The organism is Hafnia alvei, assembly GCF_034424155.1.
Taxonomy (GTDB): Bacteria; Pseudomonadota; Gammaproteobacteria; order Enterobacterales; family Enterobacteriaceae; genus Hafnia; species Hafnia alvei.
Genome location: NZ_CP139992.1, coordinates 4469763 through 4490891, shown reverse-complemented (window position 1 = coordinate 4490891; position 21129 = coordinate 4469763). Strand labels below are relative to the sequence as shown.

The following is a 21129-nucleotide window of genomic DNA, read 5'->3' as shown; positions in this document are numbered from 1 at the left end:
CTTTCTGGGTGTAACAACATGATTGTGTTGTTCATTTTTAATACACACAGATATCAAGGAAAACGGATGATGAAAGTATGGAATAAAGTCCTGTTAGCTTCTTTTATTGGGTTGGTTGTCGCGGGCTGTGACGATTCCACTAAAGTTGATGCCAATCTTGATAAAGCGAAAGACAACGCGGAACAAATTAAAGACGCTGCGGATAATAAAGCCGATCAAATTACCGATGCCGCTAAGCAAAAAGCCAATGAGCTGAAGAAAGAAGCGGATGTGCAGGCCGATCAACTCAGCGATAAAGCTAAAGCGATTAAAAGTGAGGCCGAAAAACGCGCCGATGCCCTTACGGATGATGCGAAAGCTAAGGCCAAATCCATAGAGCAGCAGGCCAAGCAGCAGAGCGATCAAATAATCGATCAGGCTAAGACGATTAAAGAGAGCGCCATCAGCGGTGCGAACGATCTTTCCGCCGATGCTCAAACCAAAACTCAGGCGATTAAAGACAGCATGAAGCAAAACCCACCTGCTCAGAATGGTGTAGCTCCAGCGTCAAATGAAACGCCAAAGACAAATGCCAATCCGTAGCGTAAGGCGCACTATAATTTAGGTGTGGGTAAGATTATTTTTAATCAGTAAATTTAGGGGGAGTGTATGGGTATCCTTTCGTGGATTATTTTCGGGCTTATTGCCGGTATTCTGGCTAAATGGATTATGCCGGGGAAAGACGGCGGTGGGTTTATTGTTACCGTGATCCTTGGGGTTGTGGGTGCCGTTGTTGGTGGTTATATCAGCACCTTCTTTGGCTACGGTCGAGTCGATGGCTTTAATTTCGGCAGTTTTATCGTTGCCGTTATTGGTGCTCTGGTGGTGTTGTTTATCTACCGTAAGATCCGCAGCTAGATGTAATCTCGGGGCGGATTTCCGCCCCGATGTTTTATGGGTTAACGAACGATTTCGCCATCGCGAAGAATAAACATCAGTTTTCCGTCCCAAAATTCCGCGATAAAGACATCTTCAGCTTTGATACCGCAGCGTTCTAGTTCTTGCTCCATCCATGCTTCGTCTTTTTCTATTTGGTTGAGCTCATAAGAGCGTAAACGCCCATCTTTCATAAGAATGATCGACGGCATTTGAGCCCCTTCACATACGACGGTAAGCTGTCCGCTTGGCTCTATTTGGGCATAGTTGATTTCTTGGAACGAATGAATACCTTGAGCATGTAGCTGCGATGACACGTTTAAAATATCGATTTTGTTTTTCTTAGTCAGGATATTCTCCATCAGGAAACGACCCTTTTTAATGATAGGAATGGGATCGCCGATGGTGACTGAACGAAAGAAATAGACATGCTTACTGATTGCATTCAGCAATGAGATTAAACCTACGCCGATGAGCAGCACGATAATGTATTGATAAAGAGGAATAGCATCGCTGTAGATAACGCCGCCAATAATGCCACCTAGTACAAAGTTGCCGATAAAATCGACCGGTGTCATTTGCGACAGCTGAGTTTTACCTGAAAAATTCAGGTGCGTAATCACAATGGCGAATCCCAAAATAAACTTCACCAAAACGTATCCGTAGTATTCCATACGCCCTCCCAAGCGATCAAAAACAATAAGATTATCTTTATATTTCTTAATCATAAAAACAGAAGCTCTCTTTTTATACAAGAGAGCTTGAGGTTAGGCTTAAATTTATTGAGAGTTTTTTACGCGAGCGGCAAGGTTTGCACAGCTGTGATCTTGTATTTCTTCAATCGATGCTAAGTTCAATCGCCACCATTCACGCTGGGTGGCTAACAGCACAAAGTTGCCCTCAGCAGTAGGGAGCAATGCCAATCCAAACGCTCCCATGTTTTCCCGCGCCTGCGGTAAGCCTTCGGCTAACAGAATGAAGGGGCTATTTTTTGCCAGTGCGTTTTTGTCGAGCGTGCGTGCCCAATAACTGTGGTTATTGATCCCAATCTGTACTGGTTGCCACTGTGATGAGAGTGAAGGTGTTAAAGCCGTAATCCGTGCAAGTACCTTAGGTTTCGTACAGGACATATGGATATGCAGCTGATTTTGCGTTCGACCATATTCAGAATTAATGGTGAATGACAGCAGGTCATCCGGCACTGGTTTGCCATAACGCTTTGACAGCCAATCGCGCTGCTGCCATGCGGCGGCAAAATAGTTGGGTTGCTGTGGGTTTAATAAGAGGGGCGATTCAATGCCCGTGACCTTGGCGGTTGGCATCAATAGATATTGCAGGGGGCCGTTGCGGTCTTTAAATACCACAAATCTCTGTGCAAGGTTGACCTCGGCACAGGGACTTGGGTTTTGTCGTTGTTGTTGATGCGGTACACACTGTTGGCTGACAATTTTCCACAGAGCATCGGGATGCGAGGGCTGAAGGAAGAAGAAGCCGGTAATGACGAGGAGCACAATAACAAGTAGTACGATGAATCCTGTTTTGCGCTGAAATCTCATCATTACCAAACTTCCCAATAAAGTGGTCTAAAGGACGCTTACCTTACTGAGCACATGCACGTTTGTCTAATGCGCCGCTCCAACGAGTCATACCAAATGCCAGTAAGACTACGATTGCACCAACCCACGGTGTCACCATCAGGCCATAGTTCTCAACGATCATACCGCCGACCCATGCACCACCGGCGATGCCGAGGTTAAAGGCTGCGATGTTCAAACCAGAAGCGACGTCAACGGCGTGAGGGGCATAGCGTTCTGCCTGTTGCACCACATAAACCTGTAAACCAGGGACGTTACCAAAGGCGACTGCACCCCAGAACAATACGGTAATCAAGGCCAGCACTGGACTGTGTGCGGTGAAGCTAAACACGGCAAGTACGGCGGCTAACAGTAAGAAAATAATTTGTAGTGCTTTAATTGGGCCCATACGGTCGGCTAAGCGTCCACCCCACAGGTTACCTGCTGCCACAGATACTCCGTAAATCAGCATTACCCACGTTACGGCGCTGGCGCTAAATCCACTGACCTGCTGCAAAATAGGCGCAAGGAAAGTGAAGACCACAAAGTTACCGCCGTAGCCCAATGCGGTTTTAGCGTAGACCATCAACAAGCGTGGCTGTTTCAAGATGGTCAACTGACGAGCGATGGAAGCCGGTGGCGTATGTTTTAAACCGTTAGGCACGAAAATCAGGCTACCGATAAGGGCGATAATCCCCAGCAGCGAAACCGCCAAGAAGGTTTCATGCCAGCCAAAATGTTGGCCAATGAACGTCCCTAAAGGTACGCCGGTGACTAGTGCCACGGTTAAACCGGTGAACATAATTGCGATGGCGCTGGCGGCTTTTTCTTTCGGCACTAGGCTGGTGGCCAGCGTAGAACCGATGGAGAAAAAGACCCCGTGGGCTAAGCCGGTCAGCACGCGAGCGGTCATCAGCGACATATAGCCGGGCGCTTTCCACGCTAACAGGTTACCGAGAGTAAACAGCACCATCAGGCCAATCAGCAGCGTTTTACGCGGCATACGGCCGGTTAACGCGGTGAGCACCGGTGCTCCGATGGCAACACCGAGCGCATATAAACTCACAAGCAGGCCAGCAGACGGCAGGGAAACCTGCAAATCTGCGGCGATAGTTGGGATCAGGCCCACGATAACAAACTCCGTGGTGCCGATGGCAAACGCACTGATGGTCAGTGCAAACAGAGCTAATGGCATAACTGCAAACTCCTATCCTCTTCATCTTTCAAGCCACAGACAGCGGGGTTTGAAATCTCTTGGGTATGAATAATTGATGGCGCTGAGTTTGCACGGATTATTTTTGCAGAAAAATAGGTCTATACTCACAAGATAATTGATTGGTGAGCAACAATGAAAACAACAACCGAAGAGCTGGTGGCTTTTGTCGCCGTTGTCGATGCGGGAAGCCTGACCGGCGCCGCAGAGCAGTTAGGTCAAACGCCCAGCGGTATTAGCCGTGCGCTAGGGCGTTTAGAACAAAAGCTAGAAACCACGCTGCTTAACCGCACCACGCGGCGCATTGATTTAACCGAAGAAGGGCGAATTTTTCTCGATCGCGCACGCGCTATTCTCGAAGCGATTGAAGAAGCAGAAGAGCAGTTGGCCTTGCAGCGGCATCGTCCGGCTGGTCGTCTGCGCATAAACGCCGCATCGCCGTTTATGCTGCATGTAGTGGTTCCTCTGATTGAAGAGTTCACTGCGCAGTTTCCAGAGATTGATTTGGAGTTGAATACTAGCGACCAAATTATCGATTTACTGGAACAGCGCACCGATGTGGCGATCCGCATTGGGACTCTGCAAGACTCAAGTCTGCACGCGCGTCCTATTGGGCGTTCGGGATTGAAGGTGCTGGCTGCGCCGGAATACCTGCAAAAATTTGGTACCCCAGAGCGGGTAGAAGAACTGAGTGAACATCGGCTGTTAGGCTTTACCCAGCCACAATCACTTAACCAGTGGCCGCTTAAGCAGAGCCAGTGCGCGACATTTTCCGTTACGCCTAACATTGCGGCATCCAGCGGTGAAACGCTGCGTCATTTGGCGATAAACGGGCGGGGAATTGTATGTCTTTCTGATTTTATGACGCATCAGGATATTGCTGAAGGGCGTTTGGTGCAGGTGCTTGCCGAGCACACCTTGGAGACATATCAGTCAATTCATGCGGTGTATTATCGAAATAGTCAGCTTTCGGCACGTATTCGCTGTTTTCTGGATTTTTTGACGGAGAGATATCCGCTGCACAAGTGACTGAGTGGTAAAGATATCTGCCAAGCTTCCCCTCTTTGCACAGGGAAGCTTGGCGTGGAATAACTTATGGCTGTGGATTTTTGCGTTCTACGGTGGTGTCGCCGTCATAGTTGGCGGTGGCAATCCACGCGGCGCAAAATAGCGTTAAGCGGGCGAAGAAATAGAAGAAAGCCATCAGGCCAATGACCGAGCCAAACGCCGCACCGGAAGGTGAGCGTGCAAGGCTAGGCAATGTCCACGTCATCACAAATTTAATCACTTCAAAGCCAATAGCCGCAATTAAGGTTCCACGCAGCAACGCTTTTTTCTTTGGCTTATGACGCGGTAATACTAAGAAAATCCAAAGGAACAACAGATAGTTAGCCATGATCGAAATAGACAGCGCAATTGCCGTCATTACGGGGCGTAACCATTCAATGCCGTCTAAACCTAAGGCGCGAACAATAGAAGCCTGCGCGGCACCGGCGATAGACGTAAAAGAAAGTGAAACGATTAACGCAATCACTAGACCCGTAAGCGAGATAAAATCGCGCAGGTAGCGAAAGTAGAATTTTTCCTGATCCTGTGGATTGCGCTCCCAAACCTCTCGAGACTGCGCGCGAATCGCCTCACGCAGATTTCCCATCCAACTAATGCCTGAATAGAGCGCAATGGCTAAACCGGTTAATCCCACGGTGGTGCGCTGCTGGATGGCGGTATTCACGGTATTTTTCAGGGTCGTTGCTAAATTTGGATCGCTGATACTGCTGACTATTTTGTTAATCAGTTCAGTAAGCAAATCGGGATTTGAGGCAAGTACAAAACCGACGGCGGCAAACGACACCATCAAAATAGGGATAAGAGATAAAAACGAAAAGTAGGTAATCGCTGCACCGAACTGACTGCCCAGTCGGTCATTAAAACGATCAACTGCGCGGATAACATGGGCCACGCTGGGAATGGCTTTGAACCAGTCCATGACGCCATTGGCTTTATCCAGCGTTTTCACCACTTGGGTGGTGACGGTTGCTTTACTGCTTTTGTGGTCTAATTCTTTTGGCATAAGCATTTTCACCTGTCTGCGTTTGGGAACATAGGCAAATTCAGGCGCTTAATTTCTCACGTCAGGATGGGCGAATAATCTAGATCCTAGCAGAGTCGAGCTGTAAGGCAAAATAGGTGAAGAGAAAATCTAGGTTAATAAATATTTTCTGATGGCTTTTAATGCCATTTTTTTCGTCATTAAGCCGGGAGTATTAAGAATATTCTGCTAATTTAACTCGAACTGAGTAAATTACGACATAGATTGCATAATATGACGAAAAAATAGAGAGTAATATCGGGGGTAAGCTAAAAATTAAACAAAGAATCTGTGAGGCAGGTTTTTTATTTAATGAGTGCAATTCAGTATGTTATGGCATAATTAGACCGTTCAATTACTATTTTTCAACTCTTAGTAAGAGGTGTGTTGGCCATGCATAATCAACCAATTCACAGGCTTGGGTGAGGCGACAAGAATTTACCGGTTTGCAGCCTTCAAGCAACTTAAATTATTTAGGGTATAGACGAATAGGAAATAGTTTTTGATTTATATTCGTCCTCAGCTAACGATTCAAGGTAAAGGCATGCTCGATATTGATGTTAGCGTTATCCGAATTTTTCTTACGGTGATGGATACACGCAGTGTCACCTTAGCGGCAGAGCTGCTGAATAGTTCAACGGCGTCGGTTAGTCGTGCCCTCAAGAAAATGCGTGATAGTTTTAACGATCCGCTTTTTATTCGTACGAAGAAAGGATTAGAACCCACCGCTCTGGCCTATAACATTACGCCCAATTTAGCGCTGGCTCTGAATAGTATTCAGAGCGCGGTGAGTGTTTCGACCACTCTGCGCAATGGTGATAATCGTCAGACGCGTTTGAAGCTGAGCTTGTCCCCGATGCTTGAATATTACTTGACGAGCATATTGCAGCATCAAGGGTATCCTTTTGACGATGTTGCCCTAACGAATGAAACCCATGACGGTGATTTGACCAAAGACATCACTCGGCTACGTACCCGCAAAATCGACATTAGCTTTACACCGCAAAAATATGCAGATTGGATGATAACCAATGTGCCGCTTTTCGATCTGGTGCCAGTGGTAATGTGCCGCAAGGATCACCCGCGAATTAAAGCTGGATTTAGCTTACAGGAGCTTGAGCGGGAAGAGTATTTAAGCCCAACGATGTGGCCATCTTTGTTTGAAGATAACATTGTGCTGAATCCGCATAACAAAGCGCCTATTTACTCGAGCACCTCGGTACTCAATTTGATGATGATGACGGCTACCACAGACTATATTCTGATTTGTGGCCAACCTTTTGCGCGTGAATTTGAGAAATTGGTTGATGTGCAGGTTCTCGAATTCCCACACGCGAAGCCGATGGGAACCATTTATGCCCATTATCATAAGAGCAGAGCGACGGACGTTAATATCGTTAACCTGATTAATAAAATTAAGGCTGGGGCTTTACACGAATAAAAACAATAGGAATTAACTGATAGTTAATTCCTATAAATTCTTTTTTTTGCTTAAAATTACATTTATTTGTTCATATATAAAAATGGATAACTAAAGTGTTATCCATTTTTATTTCTTCAATAGAGAACTATTAGCGTTTAGCAAGCAAAATATCGCATATCTATACATGTTTTACTCTGAACATTTAGTGCTTTTTTTGTGATCTAGGTAACATAACTGAAGTTGTGCTGTGAATAGGCTTAAAGCTATCAAAAAACAAACATATGTTAAAAGAATTCAATAACTAAATGAAATTAAATGATTTTTTCTATATTCTTAATCTGATTTTTGCTTTCGTACACCTACATGACAGACACAAAAAGACTACATTTCGTTTTGTGCAAAAGGCATTTCCGCCCACGGTTATTGTTAAGAGTCTTCTTTCTGCCTAACTTGTACCCAAGATATACCGAATCATATTCAGCTTGCTGTTATTCTGCATTGAGGATGTCTTGGTTATTAGTCCTCCCTAAATTACGATGCACTTTACTTTCTATCTGTTTACGTTTGATTGAATAAACGTAACGGGATGAAAGGCACTCATTTGGTATTTGTAGATGATATTGAAAATCATCCTATTGCGTTTTTATCTCATGACTGCTTGATTTTATATTGCAGCTGCATAGCGTCGGATTGGAGTTATCACAAGGATGTACTACTAGGCAAGATACCCCGCAGTGGTGTTGCCGATGATATTTAAGGTAATAAAAAATGAATTCATTATCCACATCATCATCTGAGCTTGAAGTCATTAATATTGATAACGCGGTGATCGCTATTTTATCTGACGATCCTATGTTTGCTGCGGGAGTAAAAAGCCTATTGAAGAAAATTGCACCTCTAGGCCAAGGGGCTGTGATTGATTCTGATAGAGCCAAAATTGTTATGGTTGATTTAGACAGCTTGAATCAATCTATTTTTCAGGTGGTTCGTACTCTGGCCGGTTTACGTTCGTATGATGCCTATCGCACCGTATTTTGGACATCGAATCAGGCAGAGCATACGCTGAATTTCATTCGACTCATTGATAATGCAAGTTTTATTAACAAGAAAGCGTCCCTTGAGTCGGTAGAATCAGCGGTGCAGGAAGTCCTGCGCGGTGGTCGTTTTGTGACGCAAGAAGTTCAGCATACGTTCCAGACATCCAATGGTCCGGGTCGCGTCACTGAAGAAACGTTCACGATCTTAGATGACATGATGAGCGGCATGCGTGTGAAGTGTATCGCTGCCAAGCTACATACCGCGGACAAGTCGATCTACAGCAAGCTGCGTCAGTTCCGTGAGCGCCTATCTTTGCTGCGTAAAAGCGACTTTTTGAGCTTTATTCACGACATTTCGTGATCGTGCAATAACATCAAGCCTGAGAGAAAGATAAACAAAAGGCCGAAGAGAAATCTTCGGCCTTTTCTGTTACTGCGCCATCAATGATTAGCGCATAGTTACAAACTCTTCCGAGCCTGTTGGGTGGATCGCCACGGTGTTGTCGAAGTCTTTTTTGGTTGCACCCATTTTCAGTGCAACGGCAAAGCCCTGTAGCATTTCATCCATGCCGTAGCCAATACCGTGGATGCCAACGATCTTCTCATCTTTACCTACGCAGACCAGCTTCATGCGGCACGGTTGGCGGTGCTGAGTCACAGCGGTATACATCGCGGTGAAGGAGGATTTGTACACCTTCACGTTGTCTTCGCCATGCTGCTCTTTCGCCTGGTCTTCAGTTAAACCAACGGTGCCAATTGGCGGATGGCTGAATACTACGGTTGGAATATTGCTGTAGTCGAGATGCTCATCAGGTTTGTTGTTAAACAAACGCTCAGACAAGCGGCGGCCTGCAGCAACGGCGACCGGCGTTAACTCAACGGCACCGGTGTTATCACCAACGGCATAAATGCCTTTTACGTTGGTATTCTGATACTTATCAACGGTGATATAGCCTTTATCGTTGGTTTTGACACCCGCGGCGCTCAGGTTGATATTGTCGTTGGCAGGTTCACGGCCAATGGCCCAAATCAGGCAGTCAACTTCAAACGTTTTGCCATTTTCCAGCGTTAACGTCAGGCTACCGTCGCTATTTTTAACCACGGATTTTGGCACTGACTGGGTGTGCAACTGCGGGCCTTCGGCGTTCATCACTTCAACCAATGCTTCAACGATCATTGGATCAAAGGTACGCAGAGGCGCGTGTTTACGCACGAACAGATGGGTTTCAGAGCCCAAACCATTCAGCACACCGGCAATTTCTACTGCGATATAGCCAGCACCCACCACTGCCACGCGTTTTGGCAGTGCATCTAATTCAAAGAAACCATCGGAGTTAATGCCGTATTCTGCCCCTGGAATATTCGGGCGAGAAGGGCGGCCACCGGTTGCGATCAGGATATGATCGGCGGTGATGGTTTCGCCGTTCACTTCAACGGTATGCGCATCAATAAATTTGGCAAAGCCGTGGATCACATCCACTTTATTGTTGCCCAGTCCACGTTCATAGGACTGATGGATACGGTCGATATAGGCGGTGCGGCTTTCGATCAGTTTGCCCCAATCGAACTTATTCACCGTGGTATCAAAACCATAGTCAGGGCCATACAGATGGATCACTTCCGCGATTTGTGCAGCGTGCCACATTACTTTTTTCGGCACACAACCCACGTTTACGCAGGTGCCGCCCAGATACTTGGCTTCAACCAGCGCACACTTTTGGCCATACATGGCCGCACGGTTGATGGAAGCAATACCGCCGCTGCCACCGCCAATTGCGAGATAGTCATAATGTTTAGTCATCAGGGAGTTCCATGAGTTGTGTCCCCGTCATACTTCAAGCCGCATCGATGCCACTTGAATTATTTAGGGTATATATCCGGCGGCGCAAAGCTAATCACTGCCGGTGAGAAAATTGTCTTAGAGTGTACCGCTACTCACGCTATTGCCGCAAAGGTTGCGTCTATGGTTGTGATAGGCCACGGTTTGGTCATGGTTATGTTAACAACGCTACTCGTTGACTTGTGCCACAAGCCATTGCTGGAACTGTTGCATGGCGGGTGATAAGGGTTTGGATTTCAGCCACGTTAGCCAATAGCTACCGACTTCAACGCTGATATCAAAAGGGCTCACTAATATGCCGTTTTGTAGTTCGTGTTCGAACATTTTGGCTGGAGCCAGCGCGACGCCCCCATTCTGAATAGCAGCTTCAACCATCAAGCGTGACGAATCGAAAATAGGCCCGTTAACTCTGATGGGCTCAATATCCGCCGCGAGAAACCAGTTGTTCCACTCTTCGGCTCGATAAGAGCGCATAAGCGTTTCTTTGGCTAAATCTTGAGGCTGCTCTAATCGCTGAGCAACGCTAGGAGTACACAGTACGCTGAGGGGAGCATCAAATAGCCGAACGTTATGGGTCGCGGGCCACATGCCGTTGCCAAAGCGTATGGCAAAATCTAAGCCTTCTCCGGCTAAATTAACCAGATTGTTATTGGTGAGCAGTCTAAGCTCAACAAAGGGATGGTCAGCGTTAAAACTTTATAAGCGAGGCATCAGCCAGCCCACGGCGAAAGTGCCTACTGCTGCGACGGTTAGCACTTCATGAAAATGACCGCCGTCAAACTGTTTAAGCACCGCCTCAATCTGGCTAAACGCTTCGCTGAGCACCGGCATTAAGACATGAGCTTCATCGGTGAGTTCTAATCCTCGCGGTAGGCGTTTAAATAGCTGCGTTCCTAACCTCGCCTCAAGGGTGCGCACTTGCTGGCTAACGGCTGCCTGCGTCACGCTGAGCTCCAGTCCCGCACGAGTAAAACTAAGGTGGCGGGCAGAGGCTTCAAAGGCGCGCAGCGCGTTAAGCGGGAGATGGGAACGCATGATCATGGCCCTTTAAGAAGCTGGCTATAAGTTTTTCTTTACCCTAAGGGAATTTAATCTCGCTTGTCAATCTACGGGTGATAGCGGATATTCCTGCCGCCACGATGAGTTTGGTGCTGTTGCGCCATCAGTTCATCATGTGAATGATTATTTCGCTAAACTTTTTCTTTTGCATGCTGATAGGCGTGCAAGATTCAAAATATCTCCGATTAAAAGGTCATTTGATATGCGTAAAAAAATGCAGAGCACATTGAAGTTGTTATCCGTGATTACCTGTCTGGCTTTAACGGCTCAGGGTGCCATGGCGTCAGAAATGGATCAGGCCAAAATTAAAGACACCGTTGATAGCCTGATCCAGCCGCTGATGCAGAAGAATAATATTCCGGGCATGTCGGTGGCAGTTACGCTGAACGGTAAAAATTATATTTATAACTATGGCTTAGCCTCCAAACAGCCCCAGCAGCCCGTAACGGACAACACGCTATTTGAAGTTGGCTCGCTGAGCAAAACCTTTGCAGCGACGCTGGCGTCTTATGCACAGGTCAGCGGCAAGTTATCGCTGGATAAAAGCATTAGCCATTATGTTCCAGAACTGCGCGGCAGCAGCTTCGATCACATTAGCGTGCTGAATGCGGGAACGCATACCACAGGTTTAGCGCTGTTCATGCCTGAAGAAGTGAAAAACACCGATCAGCTGATGGCTTATCTGAAAGCGTGGAAACCCGCCGATCCTGCGGGGACTCACCGTGTTTATTCCAATATTGGTACCGGCTTGTTGGGCATGATTGCCGCGCAAAGCATGGGAATGACTTACGAAGATGCGATTGAGAAAACGCTCCTTCCGAAGTTGGGCATGACGCACACCTATCTTAATGTTCCAGCAGACCAAGCGGAAAATTATGCTTGGGGCTATAACAAAAAGAATGAGCCGATCCACGTTAATATGGAAGTGTTGGGCAACGAAGCCTATGGCATTAGAACCAATGCGAGTGACCTGATTCGCTATGTGCAAGCCAATATGGGGCAGCTAAAACTTGATGGAAATTCGACGCTGCAAAAAGCGCTCACCGACACGCATATCGGTTACTTCAAGTCAGGCAAAATCACTCAGGATCTGATGTGGGAACAGCTGCCATATCCGGTATCTCTGCCGGATCTGCTCACTGGCAACGATATGGCGATGACAAAAAGCGTTGCTACGCCGATTGTTCCACCGCTGCCACCACAGGAAAATGTATGGATTAACAAAACCGGTTCCACCAATGGTTTTGGTGCCTACATCGCATTTGTTCCGGCTAAAAAGATGGGTATCGTGATGCTGGCGAACAAGAACTACTCTATCGATCAGCGTGTAACGGTGGCGTATAAAATCTTAAGTGAGTTGGAAGGGAAGTAATCAGTTCAGTTATACAGCCCCCCCTTGGTAGGGAGAGATCACCGAACGGTTCCCTCCCCTGCGAAGGGGAGGGCTAGGGTGGGGTAACTTCTTGAGAAAACCTTTCTTGAGAAAACCTTATAAAACACCCTGCGCCAGCATGGCATCGGCGACTTTCACAAAGCCTGCAATATTCGCCCCGCGCACATAGTTAGTTTGTTTATCTTCACCGCCATATTCCACGCAGGCTTGGTGAATATCTAGCATGATGTGGTGCAGGCGCAAATCCACTTTCTCAGCCTTCCAACCCATGCGTGCCGCGTTCTGCGCCATTTCTAAACCAGATGTTGCTACGCCACCGGCGTTAGCCGCTTTACCCGGCGCAAATAAAACACCCGCTTCAAGGAAGAGATCCGTGGCTTCAATCGTGGTTGGCATATTTGCGCCTTCGGCCACGGCTTTAACACCATTGGCGATCAACAGACGTGCGGCTGGCGCATCCAGTTCGTTTTGGGTGGCGCAAGGCAGAGCGATATCAACGCTGATGCCCCAAGGCTGCTGGCCTTCAAGATAAGTGAGGCCAAACTCTTTGGCATAGTCGGCAATGCGCCCATCCTGCTGAGATTTAATCTGGCACAGACGCGCCAGTTTTTCCGGCGTAAAGCCAGCTTCATCGACTACGGTGCCGTTAGAGTCTGAAGCGGTGACGACGCGCGCGCCCAGCTCCATTGCTTTCTCGATGGCGTATTGAGCCACGTTCCCCGAGCCTGATACCGCGACCTTCATTCCTTCAAAGCCTAAACCATGGCGTTTTAGCATGGCGTCGGTGAAGTAAACCAGGCCATAGCCCGTCGCTTCAGGCCGGATTAAACTGCCGCCAAACGACAGCCCTTTACCGGTGAATACGCATGCGGTGTTGTTCGACAGCTTTTTCATCATGCCAGCCATAAAGCCCACTTCTCGCCCACCCACGCCGATATCACCCGCCGGAACGTCGGTGTCGGCACCTAAATGACGATACAGTTCAGTCATTAAGGCTTGGCAGAAGCGCATGATTTCGCCGTCGCTTTTTCCTTTCGGATTGAAATCACTCCCGCCTTTACCCCCGCCCATCGGCAGCGTGGTAAGCGCGTTTTTAAACGTTTGCTCAAAGCCAAGGAATTTCAGGATCGACAGATTAACTGAAGGATGGAAGCGCATTCCGCCCTTAAATGGCCCAATGGCCGAGCTAAACTGTACGCGCCATGCGCGGTTGACCTGAACCTGTCCACGATCGTCAACCCATGTGACGCGGAACTGAATGACACGTTCAGGCTCGATCAGGCGTTCTAGCAGGGCGGCGTCACGATAGCGTGGATTTTTCTCTAGAAATGGCCACAGGGTGGTCATTACTTCTCGCACGGCCTGCAAGAATTCGGGTTGGTTGGGATCGCGTTGTTGTACGCTGGCGAGAAAGTTTTCCAGAGACAATAGCTGCTCCATAGTTTGGTACTCCTTATTTCCCGTAGTCCTTCAACTTGGATTATTTAGGGGAAGTGTAGTTGATGTTTTATGCGTTTTTTATGGTTATAAATGCAATTATGTTTTGTGTTTGCGTTTTGACTATATCACTAGGAATAGGTTTTTAATCAAGCGATTTATTATCACGTAGCAAATAAAAACGCCTCCAGATGGAGGCGTTAGGGGAAATGACGAAAAGACCTGTATTTACGCTTTTTGGCTTTCCGGTTGGGTATTCATCATGCGGTTTAGCCATGGCACCATTGCGGCCATAATGATGGCGATAACAAAGGTGGCGATGCCGATTTTGCTGAATACGCCAGTATAAATTGGCAGGGTTTGCAGCGGATCGCTAATACCTTCAGGTACGGCGGTAAAGGTTGCCACATAGCCACCAAGCAGGAAGGCGGCGGCCTGAGTCAGGAACCACATCCCAAGAATGAAGCCCATCAAATATTGAGGTACCAGCGCAGCCACCATGGCTAAACCTAAGGCGCTGATCATCAGCTCACCCAGACTTTGGAATAGATAAACCAGCACAATAAACCACGGAGACGTCAGACCCTGCGCATCGGCAAACCAGAGCCCAGCCGCTGCGGCAGTTAGGAAGCCCAGCGAGCACAGGAACATACCCAGCGTAAATTTGGCAGGCATGGTCAGGTCTTTGCCTTTAGCGCCGAAACGCGTATAGAGCGATGCCAAAATCGGGCTGGCAACGACCACCCAGAATGGGTTTAGTGCTTGGAAGCTGACTGGGTTAATTGCGATACCCAGGATTTCATGGTGCACGTTGTTAATCGCAAAGAAGTTCAGCGAGGTCGGCATCTGGGCATACAGAATGTAAAACAGTACGGCTTCAATCATTAAAACGAAAGCCACGTACATGCGGTTGCGGTCGCTTTTATTCTGCTTAAACGCTTCACGGAAGAAGAAGAAAATCACGATGATCGACAGCACGATCAGCACGATATTGGCAACTTTGACGTTATGCATCAGCCATGCACAAACGTACACCATAACCACGGTGCCGATGAGCACCAGCAGCAGGTTTTTGAAGTTCATTGGTTTGGCATCAGGCTCTGAACCGATGTCACGCACCATGCCACGGCAGCAGAAATAAACCAGCAATGCCACGACTAAGCCAATGCCGCATAAGTTATAGGTCACGGCGTAGCCATATTTGTCGGCAATAATCGGAGCCAGTGACAATGACAGCAGCGAGCCGATATTGATAGACATATAAAACAGGGTAAATGCGCCATCTAAGCGGGGATCTTTTGGCGGATAGCATTTTGATAGCAGGCTGGCCGGGTTGGCTTTAAACAGGCCGTTACCAACCGCGATAGTCCCGAGGGCGATAAAGATCATATCGGGTTTATGCAGTGACAAACCGGTCATGAAGTAGCCGAGCGCTAAGACAATTGCGCCCAGTACCATGGTTCGTTTGGTGCCAAGCAGATGGTCGCCGACGTAGCCGCCGATGGAGATCAGTCCATAAACCAAAGCAGCAAATGCGCCGAAGGTGATGAAGGCCTGTTCCTGTGAGAAGCCTAGCTGTTTAACGAAGAAAACAGCCAGAATGCCTTGCACGCCGTAGTAACCAAAGCGTTCCCATAGCTCAACAAAGAAAATCATGAAAAACGGTTTAGGTTGCTGCAATAAACCGACTGGGGCGGGCTTATTCATATTAGTTCGCCTTCGAATATTGATTAATTAAGTGTAGGCATGCGCGGAGCCTACTGCCGAAGATACATCCCTGATGAAATAGAATTCCGTTTTTATATGTTTTGATGCCGTGTTAATGCCAATTTTTGGTGATGATGTAGATTATTGTATGGACTGATTGCGATCTTAGTGGTTGATCACACTCTTTAAAAGATGATTCGTGGTTTTTTTGTAGAGAATTCAATGACCCCACCTTAAGTTTTTAGCTGAAGCTGAAAGCATAACCCCACTCTAACCCTCCCCTTGGCAGGGGAGGGAACTGTGCTGTGATGCTTGTAGGCATCTCGATCGGCCCATCACCCTGTGAAGGGGAAGGCTGGGAGGGGGTGGTAGGGTAAAAACAAAAACGCCCGCAGAGCGGGCGTTGAAAGCTTAATTGAGCAGAAGAGCGAAAAGGTTAGTCTTCGTCTTCGTCACGTAGTGGAACAATTAACATGTCGATGTGTACGGTGTTGATCAATTGGCGCGCAGAAGACATCAGCTTGCTCCAGAAATCCTGATGATGTCCGCACAGAACCAAATCCATATCGTATTTCTTAATAGCATCAACCAGTACCTGACCCAAATCGCCGCTGCCGCTCAGGGTTTCGGTAATTGGGTAGCCTGCGTTTTGAGAAAGCTCGGTCAAGGCGTGGTGAGTTTCGTCAGAAATACGTTTCTGCATGTCGCCCAGATTCACGTCAATTAGGCCGGTGTACAGGTCAGAATAGTTAACATCCACGTGAATCAGAGAAACTTTAGCGTCATAAGGGCGCGCCATAGATACTGCTTTCTCAACCAAGATGTTACTTTCTGGGGAAAGGTCTACAGCAACCAGAATGTGTTTATAAGCCATAAGTTTACTCCTTCCATAAAGCCGGTTAACGGGGTAGCAGGCATTGGGTGTCGCTACCTAGTTTCGCTTGCATGCCTGCATGTTAGCATTCATTCATACCCATCATACTTCAGGCTGCATTTTTGTTGGCTGTGTTTACTCGTTGCCTCAATGCAACCCGAATCATTTCGGGTATAGATCACGAGGGTGTCGTTTTGCTCACACTCGTCACTCAAATCCTTAACATATTGCTTCTATCTATTGTTTTACTCTTTTGAGCTAAAGCTGAACATGCTTTCGTCACAAAAGACGCGGTTTTACACGTTAAAACTGCGTAAACGGCGAAAAAATCGTCTTATTGGGCACTCTGTAGCGTGCGCTTTAGCCTGTGACTAAAAATAGTAGACCCGTTTTTTATAAGGATAGCGTGGCTGTAAAGCAAGAGCTGTTTATCTTCTGAAGAAAGATTTTCACCTTTTTTTGCTTTTGTTATTCGGTTTATCTCTATTGGGCCGATTTCTTGTAGGGATTAATCGCGAGGTAAAATCATTCGCCAGCGTATTCTGCGCTTTATCGCTTAGCCCGCTAAATTAATTCTGTGATCCCCATACCGTTTTTCCGTTCCTTTCCTAAACTGATTAATGGGCACTGTTGCGGAGCGTGAAGCGTAATTCTGCCGACGTTGATAATAACCATCGTGGTTTAGTCTGATGATGCCTGTTGGACTAAGGTTGTCTGGCGAGAAAATTGAAAGGCACCGTTATCTCATCGCTGATGCTTAGCTAGAGAAGATGCCGGGAGGAGATCATGATTAATACCGTCGCGCTTTTTTGGGCGCTGTTTTTTGTGTGCGTGATTAACATGCTGCGCTATTACTCCTCGTTGCGTGCGTTGCTGGTGGTTCTGCGTGGTTGCGATCCCCTGCTTTATCAATATGTTGATGGCGGTGGTTTCTTTACTTCGCACGGACAGCCGAGCAAACAGGTGCGTTTGGTGCGTTATATTCAGGCTCAGCGCTATCTTGATCACCATGACGATGAGTTTATTCGCCGCTGCGAACGGCTACGCCGACAGTTTATTTTAACCAGCGGGCTATGCGGTTTGGTGGTGGTTAGCCTGTGCGCCATGGTCGTTTGGTATTAGCCAGTGAGGGAAGCATTTGGCACAACGGGATGTTGCCGAAAGGTAAAAGTGAAAAATAATGATTGCAGGCACGATGCACATTGATTAGTTTGAAAAGGTATTCAATTTTAGGAAATCCTAACGTGCAAGCAGTTAACCTCCAACTCAGCCTCCTTCTCCTTATCATCTAGGTGGCCTGCACGCATTCAAATTTCACAAGGCCGCCGGAAGGGCGGCCTTGTTGTTTCTAGCACCCTCCGGCAGCATTTATTCAACACCGGAGCATCAACATGAAGTTCAGCATTTTTTCCTCCTCTCGGAGGTTCGCATGAGTCAGCAGTGGTCATCTCGAATTGGGCATATTTTGGCTGCCGCAGGCTCTGCGATTGGCATTGGTGCTATTTGGAAATTCCCTTATGTGTCTGCCACCAACGGCGGCGGCGCGTTTCTGATCGTATTTTTGGTGTTCAGTTTTACGCTGGGTCTGGCCGTATTCATGGCGGAGACGCTGCTGGGCAGCCATACCCGCGAGGGCGTGGTAAAGGCATTTAAACAGCTGGCAGGGCGTCATTGGGGCTGGGTTGGCGTGTTAGGCGTGACGTGCTCATGGTGTATCTTCAGCTTTTATAGCGTGGTCGGCGGTTGGACGGTGGGATACACGTTCATGGCGGCGGCGGGCAAGCTGAATATTACCGACTCAAGCCAGCTGAATTCGCTGTTTACCGATTTCATTAGCAATCCGTTTCTGCCGGTAATCACTCACCTGCTGTTTGCGGCGCTGACCTGCTATGTGGTGTTAGGCGGCGTGCAGCGCGGCGTTGAGAAAGCGGTTAAGATCATGATGCCGCTGCTGTTCTTAATTATGCTGGTGTTGATTGTGGTGGGTATGACGCTGCCTGGATCGAGCGCTGGGCTGAAGCTGTTCTTATACCCTGATTTTAGCCATATGAGCGGAAAAAGTGTTTTGGATGCGCTGGGGCTGGCGTTTTTCTCACTGTCGATTGGCTTAGGTATTCATGTGACCTACGGAGCGTACTTGCCGGATAGCAAAGGCATTGCGCGCTCAAGCGTTTGGGTTGTCACGCTGTCGTGTCTGGTTTGTGTGTTGGCGGGCTTGATGATCTTCCCTGCGTTAAGCTCAGCGGGTCTGGACCCTGCCGCAGGCCCTGGATTGACGTTTATGACCATGCCCGTGTTCTTCGCGCATTTGCCGGGTGGTGCCGTATTGGCCGTCGCCTTCTTCTTACTGTTGCTGGTGGCTGCGCTGTCTTCGTCGATTTCTCTGCTGGAAAATATCGTTGCCTTTACTCAGGGGCGCTGGGGCTGGTCGCGCCGCAATGCGAGCCTGATTATCACCGCGAGTATCATGCTGGCAGGTATTCCTGTGACCTTATCGTTCGGTGAATTAAGCGGCTTTACGCTGGGTGGTAAAACGCTGTTTGATGTGCTGGATTTCTTAACTTCGAATCTGATGATGCCGCTGTTCGGTATTATTATCTGCTTAGTATTTGGCTGGTCGCCGCGTGCCGCAACGCTGATGCCTACGGATATTTCACCTTTCTGGCGTGCCAGTCTGCGTATCACTTGGCGCTACATTGGCCCGCTGTTTATCGGTGTGATTTTGGTGCGAGGGCTGATGTAAGGCTGCGCGGATAACCTTGTTGTTGAGATGAGCCACGACCTAGTTCGTGGCTCATCTTATTTCTCGTTAGTCTCACATGAGTTTGGTCGAAGTTTGTCACCGCTAATTTGAGCATGGCAGACAGGCGTTAATGCGCCGTAATCATTGATACTTCGCCATGAAATTGAGCATGGCTGGCTTTTTTCGCATCCCGTAAAGCGTTGCTGTTCAAAGGGCGCGAGCATGATAACGGCATTATTGGGGCGGTTATTGACCTTTAACTGGCTGAGCGTGATGTAATAGGGCGAAAGATTTCTCACCTGCCATTCTCTGTTTGTTTGTGACCATTCCAGTTTTTGCCAAGCCTCTGCGGCGCCCTTTCTTAGGTTTTCAGGCCGATAAAATAATTTCATGCGGGATTTCACCGCAATCTGTAGGCTGTTTGTGGGCGCTTTTCCTGAGGGGATCGCGGCGATATACAGATGGAATAAGCTTTCACGATCGTTGGGTAAACTGCCACCGGTGCGAACAATGCGGATTTTATTCGCATCACCCGGAGAGATAGGAAATAACGGCGGCGTTGCGATAAACGGAGCACTGCCGCTCTCTTGGGTAATTTTGGTATTGACTAAATAGGTATCCGAACTGGTGTTTTTAACCTCAAATGAGATGGAGTCCGCCGCCTCTGGGTAGATAAAGCGTGTGCCGCCGATAACCACTCCGGCTTGAACAGCGAAGCTAAACATTAACAACGGAAAGATGCACCAAACAGCGTAAATATTCATTATTGATAGGTCATGGTAAAGATGACGCTAGCGCTTGCCGGACCAGCGGTTATCGGTAGGGTGTAGGCCGAATATTGGGCGTAAAAATCCAGCCTCGCCGTTTCTTGACTCGCAGTAAGGGGATAAATTTTGCTGCTATCGTTGATGGCGATCTGCGTTTTGTTCTTATCCATAAGGGAAATCCCTACCCCCGTAGCGGCGCCAGCAGAGGCATCGAGTTTTAGCAGAGGGCTATTGGCTGCGGCAGACTCGCCGGTGAATTTCACGGCAACGCCGCTGACATCTGGGCCGCAATCTTTGAGAGCTATATTAAAAAGCACTGGCCGAGGCACGTTTCCCGTCTGGTAAAACTGTTTGGTTGCCACATTGCCCATATCGACGTTTAGCTCGGTGGTATCCACCACGCAGGTATTGTTGTGGATATCGCCCATAATATTGATGGTGCCTTTACCGTCATCGGAGGCTAAACAGGTGCCTGAAGCCATCATTAGCGTCAATAAACCATAATGAAACACGCCTGTATTGGATTTCATTATTGGTAGTCCATTGAAAAATATAAAACGGCAGAACCATTCCCCGGCTTAACCGGTATCTGTGTGGCCTGATAACGTAATGAAAATGGCAGCTTATTTTTATCACCCGGATGCAGCGCGTAGCGCGTGCCGTTGACGCTGTTTAGGGCGATAGGCCCGTTGTTATCCAACACCTGCACCACCACGCCGACGGCTAAATCGCCGCTGCCGCTGGTGTCGGTTAGCGCCAGTTGGGTGGGGTCGGAGCCAAACTGGGTGCCGTTAAAGGTGACGCCTGCGGTGCTGATATTTGGCGAGCATTTGTTGAGCTGAATAGTAAATGGCACGGCGGTAGTGACGCTGCCCACGGATTTAAATTCGGCCGATGAAAACGAGCCAATGGTCACCGTTTGGTTTTTGGTATCGGCGCTGATATCGCAGCTTTCCTGTAGCACCGTGCCAGTCATGATCAGGTTAACGTGCCCAAGATCTGCGAAAAGAGGCGCTGAGAATATTGCCAGTAACATAAAAGTGAATTTGTGCATGGTT

19 protein-coding genes and 1 pseudogene are annotated in these 21129 nt (G+C 47.9%); 8 read left to right on the top strand and 12 right to left on the bottom strand.

Translation table 11 applies throughout. The features are described from left to right. Positions 1-69: 69 nt before the first annotated feature. Together U0008_RS20750 and U0008_RS20745 are read left to right on the top strand one after the other, a co-directional pair. Positions 70-582: an E3 ubiquitin--protein ligase gene (locus U0008_RS20750; protein WP_043489706.1), complete on the top strand. Its 513-nt coding sequence runs from the start codon at positions 70-72 to the stop codon at positions 580-582. A gap of 66 nt (positions 583-648) precedes the next feature. Beyond that, positions 649-897: a GlsB/YeaQ/YmgE family stress response membrane protein gene (locus tag U0008_RS20745; RefSeq protein WP_025799506.1), complete on the top strand. Its 249-nt coding sequence runs from the start codon at positions 649-651 to the stop codon at positions 895-897. 41 nt (positions 898-938) lie between these two features. On the opposite strand, the gene U0008_RS20740 is transcribed toward U0008_RS20745, so the two are convergent. From U0008_RS20740 to U0008_RS20730, 3 genes are all read right to left on the bottom strand, one after another. Next, positions 939-1589, bottom strand: a complete 651-nt coding sequence (locus U0008_RS20740; protein ID WP_025799504.1) for a DUF421 domain-containing protein — start codon at positions 1587-1589, stop codon at positions 939-941. A 105-nt stretch (positions 1590-1694) separates the two neighbouring features. Next, positions 1695-2471 carry a CDP-diacylglycerol diphosphatase gene (locus U0008_RS20735; RefSeq protein ID WP_226930038.1) on the bottom strand — a complete coding sequence of 259 codons (777 nt, stop codon included), beginning with the start codon at positions 2469-2471 and terminating at the stop codon, positions 1695-1697. A 43-nt stretch (positions 2472-2514) separates the two neighbouring features. Beyond that, a complete protein-coding gene (locus U0008_RS20730; RefSeq protein WP_025799500.1) occupies positions 2515-3684 on the bottom strand; it encodes an MFS transporter in 1170 nt (389 codons plus the stop codon). A gap of 153 nt (positions 3685-3837) precedes the next feature. On the opposite strand from U0008_RS20730, the gene U0008_RS20725 reads away from it, so the two are divergent. Then, the gene (locus U0008_RS20725; RefSeq protein ID WP_043489634.1) at positions 3838-4731 is read left to right on the top strand and encodes a LysR family transcriptional regulator; all 894 of its coding nucleotides are present in this window, start codon (positions 3838-3840) and stop codon (positions 4729-4731) included. A 64-nt stretch (positions 4732-4795) separates the two neighbouring features. On the opposite strand, the gene yhjD is transcribed toward U0008_RS20725, so the two are convergent. Then, positions 4796-5779, bottom strand: a complete 984-nt coding sequence (yhjD, locus tag U0008_RS20720) for an inner membrane protein YhjD (protein WP_025799495.1) — start codon at positions 5777-5779, stop codon at positions 4796-4798. Between the two features lie 556 nt (positions 5780-6335). On the opposite strand from yhjD, the gene U0008_RS20715 reads away from it, so the two are divergent. Next, positions 6336-7232, top strand: coding sequence for a LysR family transcriptional regulator (locus tag U0008_RS20715; protein ID WP_043489704.1), 897 nt, complete (start codon positions 6336-6338; stop codon positions 7230-7232). Between the two features lie 750 nt (positions 7233-7982). Beyond that, the gene (locus tag U0008_RS20710) at positions 7983-8612 is read left to right on the top strand and encodes a helix-turn-helix domain-containing protein (RefSeq protein WP_043489632.1); all 630 of its coding nucleotides are present in this window, start codon (positions 7983-7985) and stop codon (positions 8610-8612) included. An 87-nt stretch (positions 8613-8699) separates the two neighbouring features. Here the strand turns inward: U0008_RS20710 and gorA are convergent, their stop codons facing one another. Next, complete coding sequence (gene gorA / locus U0008_RS20705) at positions 8700-10052, bottom strand: glutathione-disulfide reductase (protein WP_043489630.1); 1353 nt, start codon at positions 10050-10052, stop codon at positions 8700-8702. A 207-nt stretch (positions 10053-10259) separates the two neighbouring features. Then, a pseudogene (locus U0008_RS20700) lies at positions 10260-11126 on the bottom strand (LysR substrate-binding domain-containing protein). A gap of 226 nt (positions 11127-11352) precedes the next feature. On the opposite strand from U0008_RS20700, the gene ampC reads away from it, so the two are divergent. Then, positions 11353-12522: a class C beta-lactamase gene (ampC, locus tag U0008_RS20695; RefSeq protein ID WP_043489629.1), complete on the top strand. Its 1170-nt coding sequence runs from the start codon at positions 11353-11355 to the stop codon at positions 12520-12522. A 117-nt stretch (positions 12523-12639) separates the two neighbouring features. Here the strand turns inward: ampC and gdhA are convergent, their stop codons facing one another. The 3 genes from gdhA to uspA all read right to left on the bottom strand — a co-directional run bounded on the left by gdhA (position 12640) and on the right by uspA (position 16561). Further along, entirely contained in the window at positions 12640-13983 is a 1344-nt protein-coding gene (gene gdhA / locus U0008_RS20690) for an NADP-specific glutamate dehydrogenase (RefSeq protein ID WP_043489626.1), read from the bottom strand. Positions 13984-14208: 225 nt separating this feature from the next. Continuing rightward, positions 14209-15687 (bottom strand): dipeptide/tripeptide permease DtpB, encoded by a 1479-nt coding sequence (gene dtpB, locus U0008_RS20685; protein ID WP_025799482.1) that lies wholly within the window; start codon positions 15685-15687, stop codon positions 14209-14211. Positions 15688-16123: 436 nt separating this feature from the next. Beyond that, the gene (gene uspA / locus U0008_RS20680; protein WP_008815546.1) at positions 16124-16561 is read right to left on the bottom strand and encodes a universal stress protein UspA; all 438 of its coding nucleotides are present in this window, start codon (positions 16559-16561) and stop codon (positions 16124-16126) included. A gap of 786 nt (positions 16562-17347) precedes the next feature. On the opposite strand from uspA, the gene uspB reads away from it, so the two are divergent. Continuing rightward, positions 17348-17683, top strand: a complete 336-nt coding sequence (gene uspB, locus U0008_RS20675; protein WP_043489625.1) for a universal stress protein UspB — start codon at positions 17348-17350, stop codon at positions 17681-17683. Between the two features lie 307 nt (positions 17684-17990). After that, a complete protein-coding gene (locus tag U0008_RS20670) occupies positions 17991-19304 on the top strand; it encodes a sodium-dependent transporter (RefSeq protein ID WP_043489623.1) in 1314 nt (437 codons plus the stop codon). A gap of 56 nt (positions 19305-19360) precedes the next feature. Here the strand turns inward: U0008_RS20670 and U0008_RS20665 are convergent, their stop codons facing one another. From U0008_RS20665 to U0008_RS20655, 3 genes are read right to left on the bottom strand one after another with little or no spacing between them, the layout of a single operon-like run. After that, positions 19361-20068 (bottom strand): fimbrial biogenesis chaperone, encoded by a 708-nt coding sequence (locus U0008_RS20665; protein ID WP_051874044.1) that lies wholly within the window; start codon positions 20066-20068, stop codon positions 19361-19363. Continuing rightward, the gene (locus tag U0008_RS20660; RefSeq protein ID WP_051874043.1) at positions 20068-20601 is read right to left on the bottom strand and encodes a fimbrial protein; all 534 of its coding nucleotides are present in this window, start codon (positions 20599-20601) and stop codon (positions 20068-20070) included. Before U0008_RS20660 ends, U0008_RS20665 begins: the two co-directional genes overlap by 1 nt. After that, positions 20601-21125, bottom strand: a complete 525-nt coding sequence (locus U0008_RS20655; protein WP_043489622.1) for a fimbrial protein — start codon at positions 21123-21125, stop codon at positions 20601-20603. The genes U0008_RS20660 and U0008_RS20655 overlap by 1 nt, the downstream gene beginning before the upstream one ends. Positions 21126-21129 lie beyond the last annotated feature (4 nt).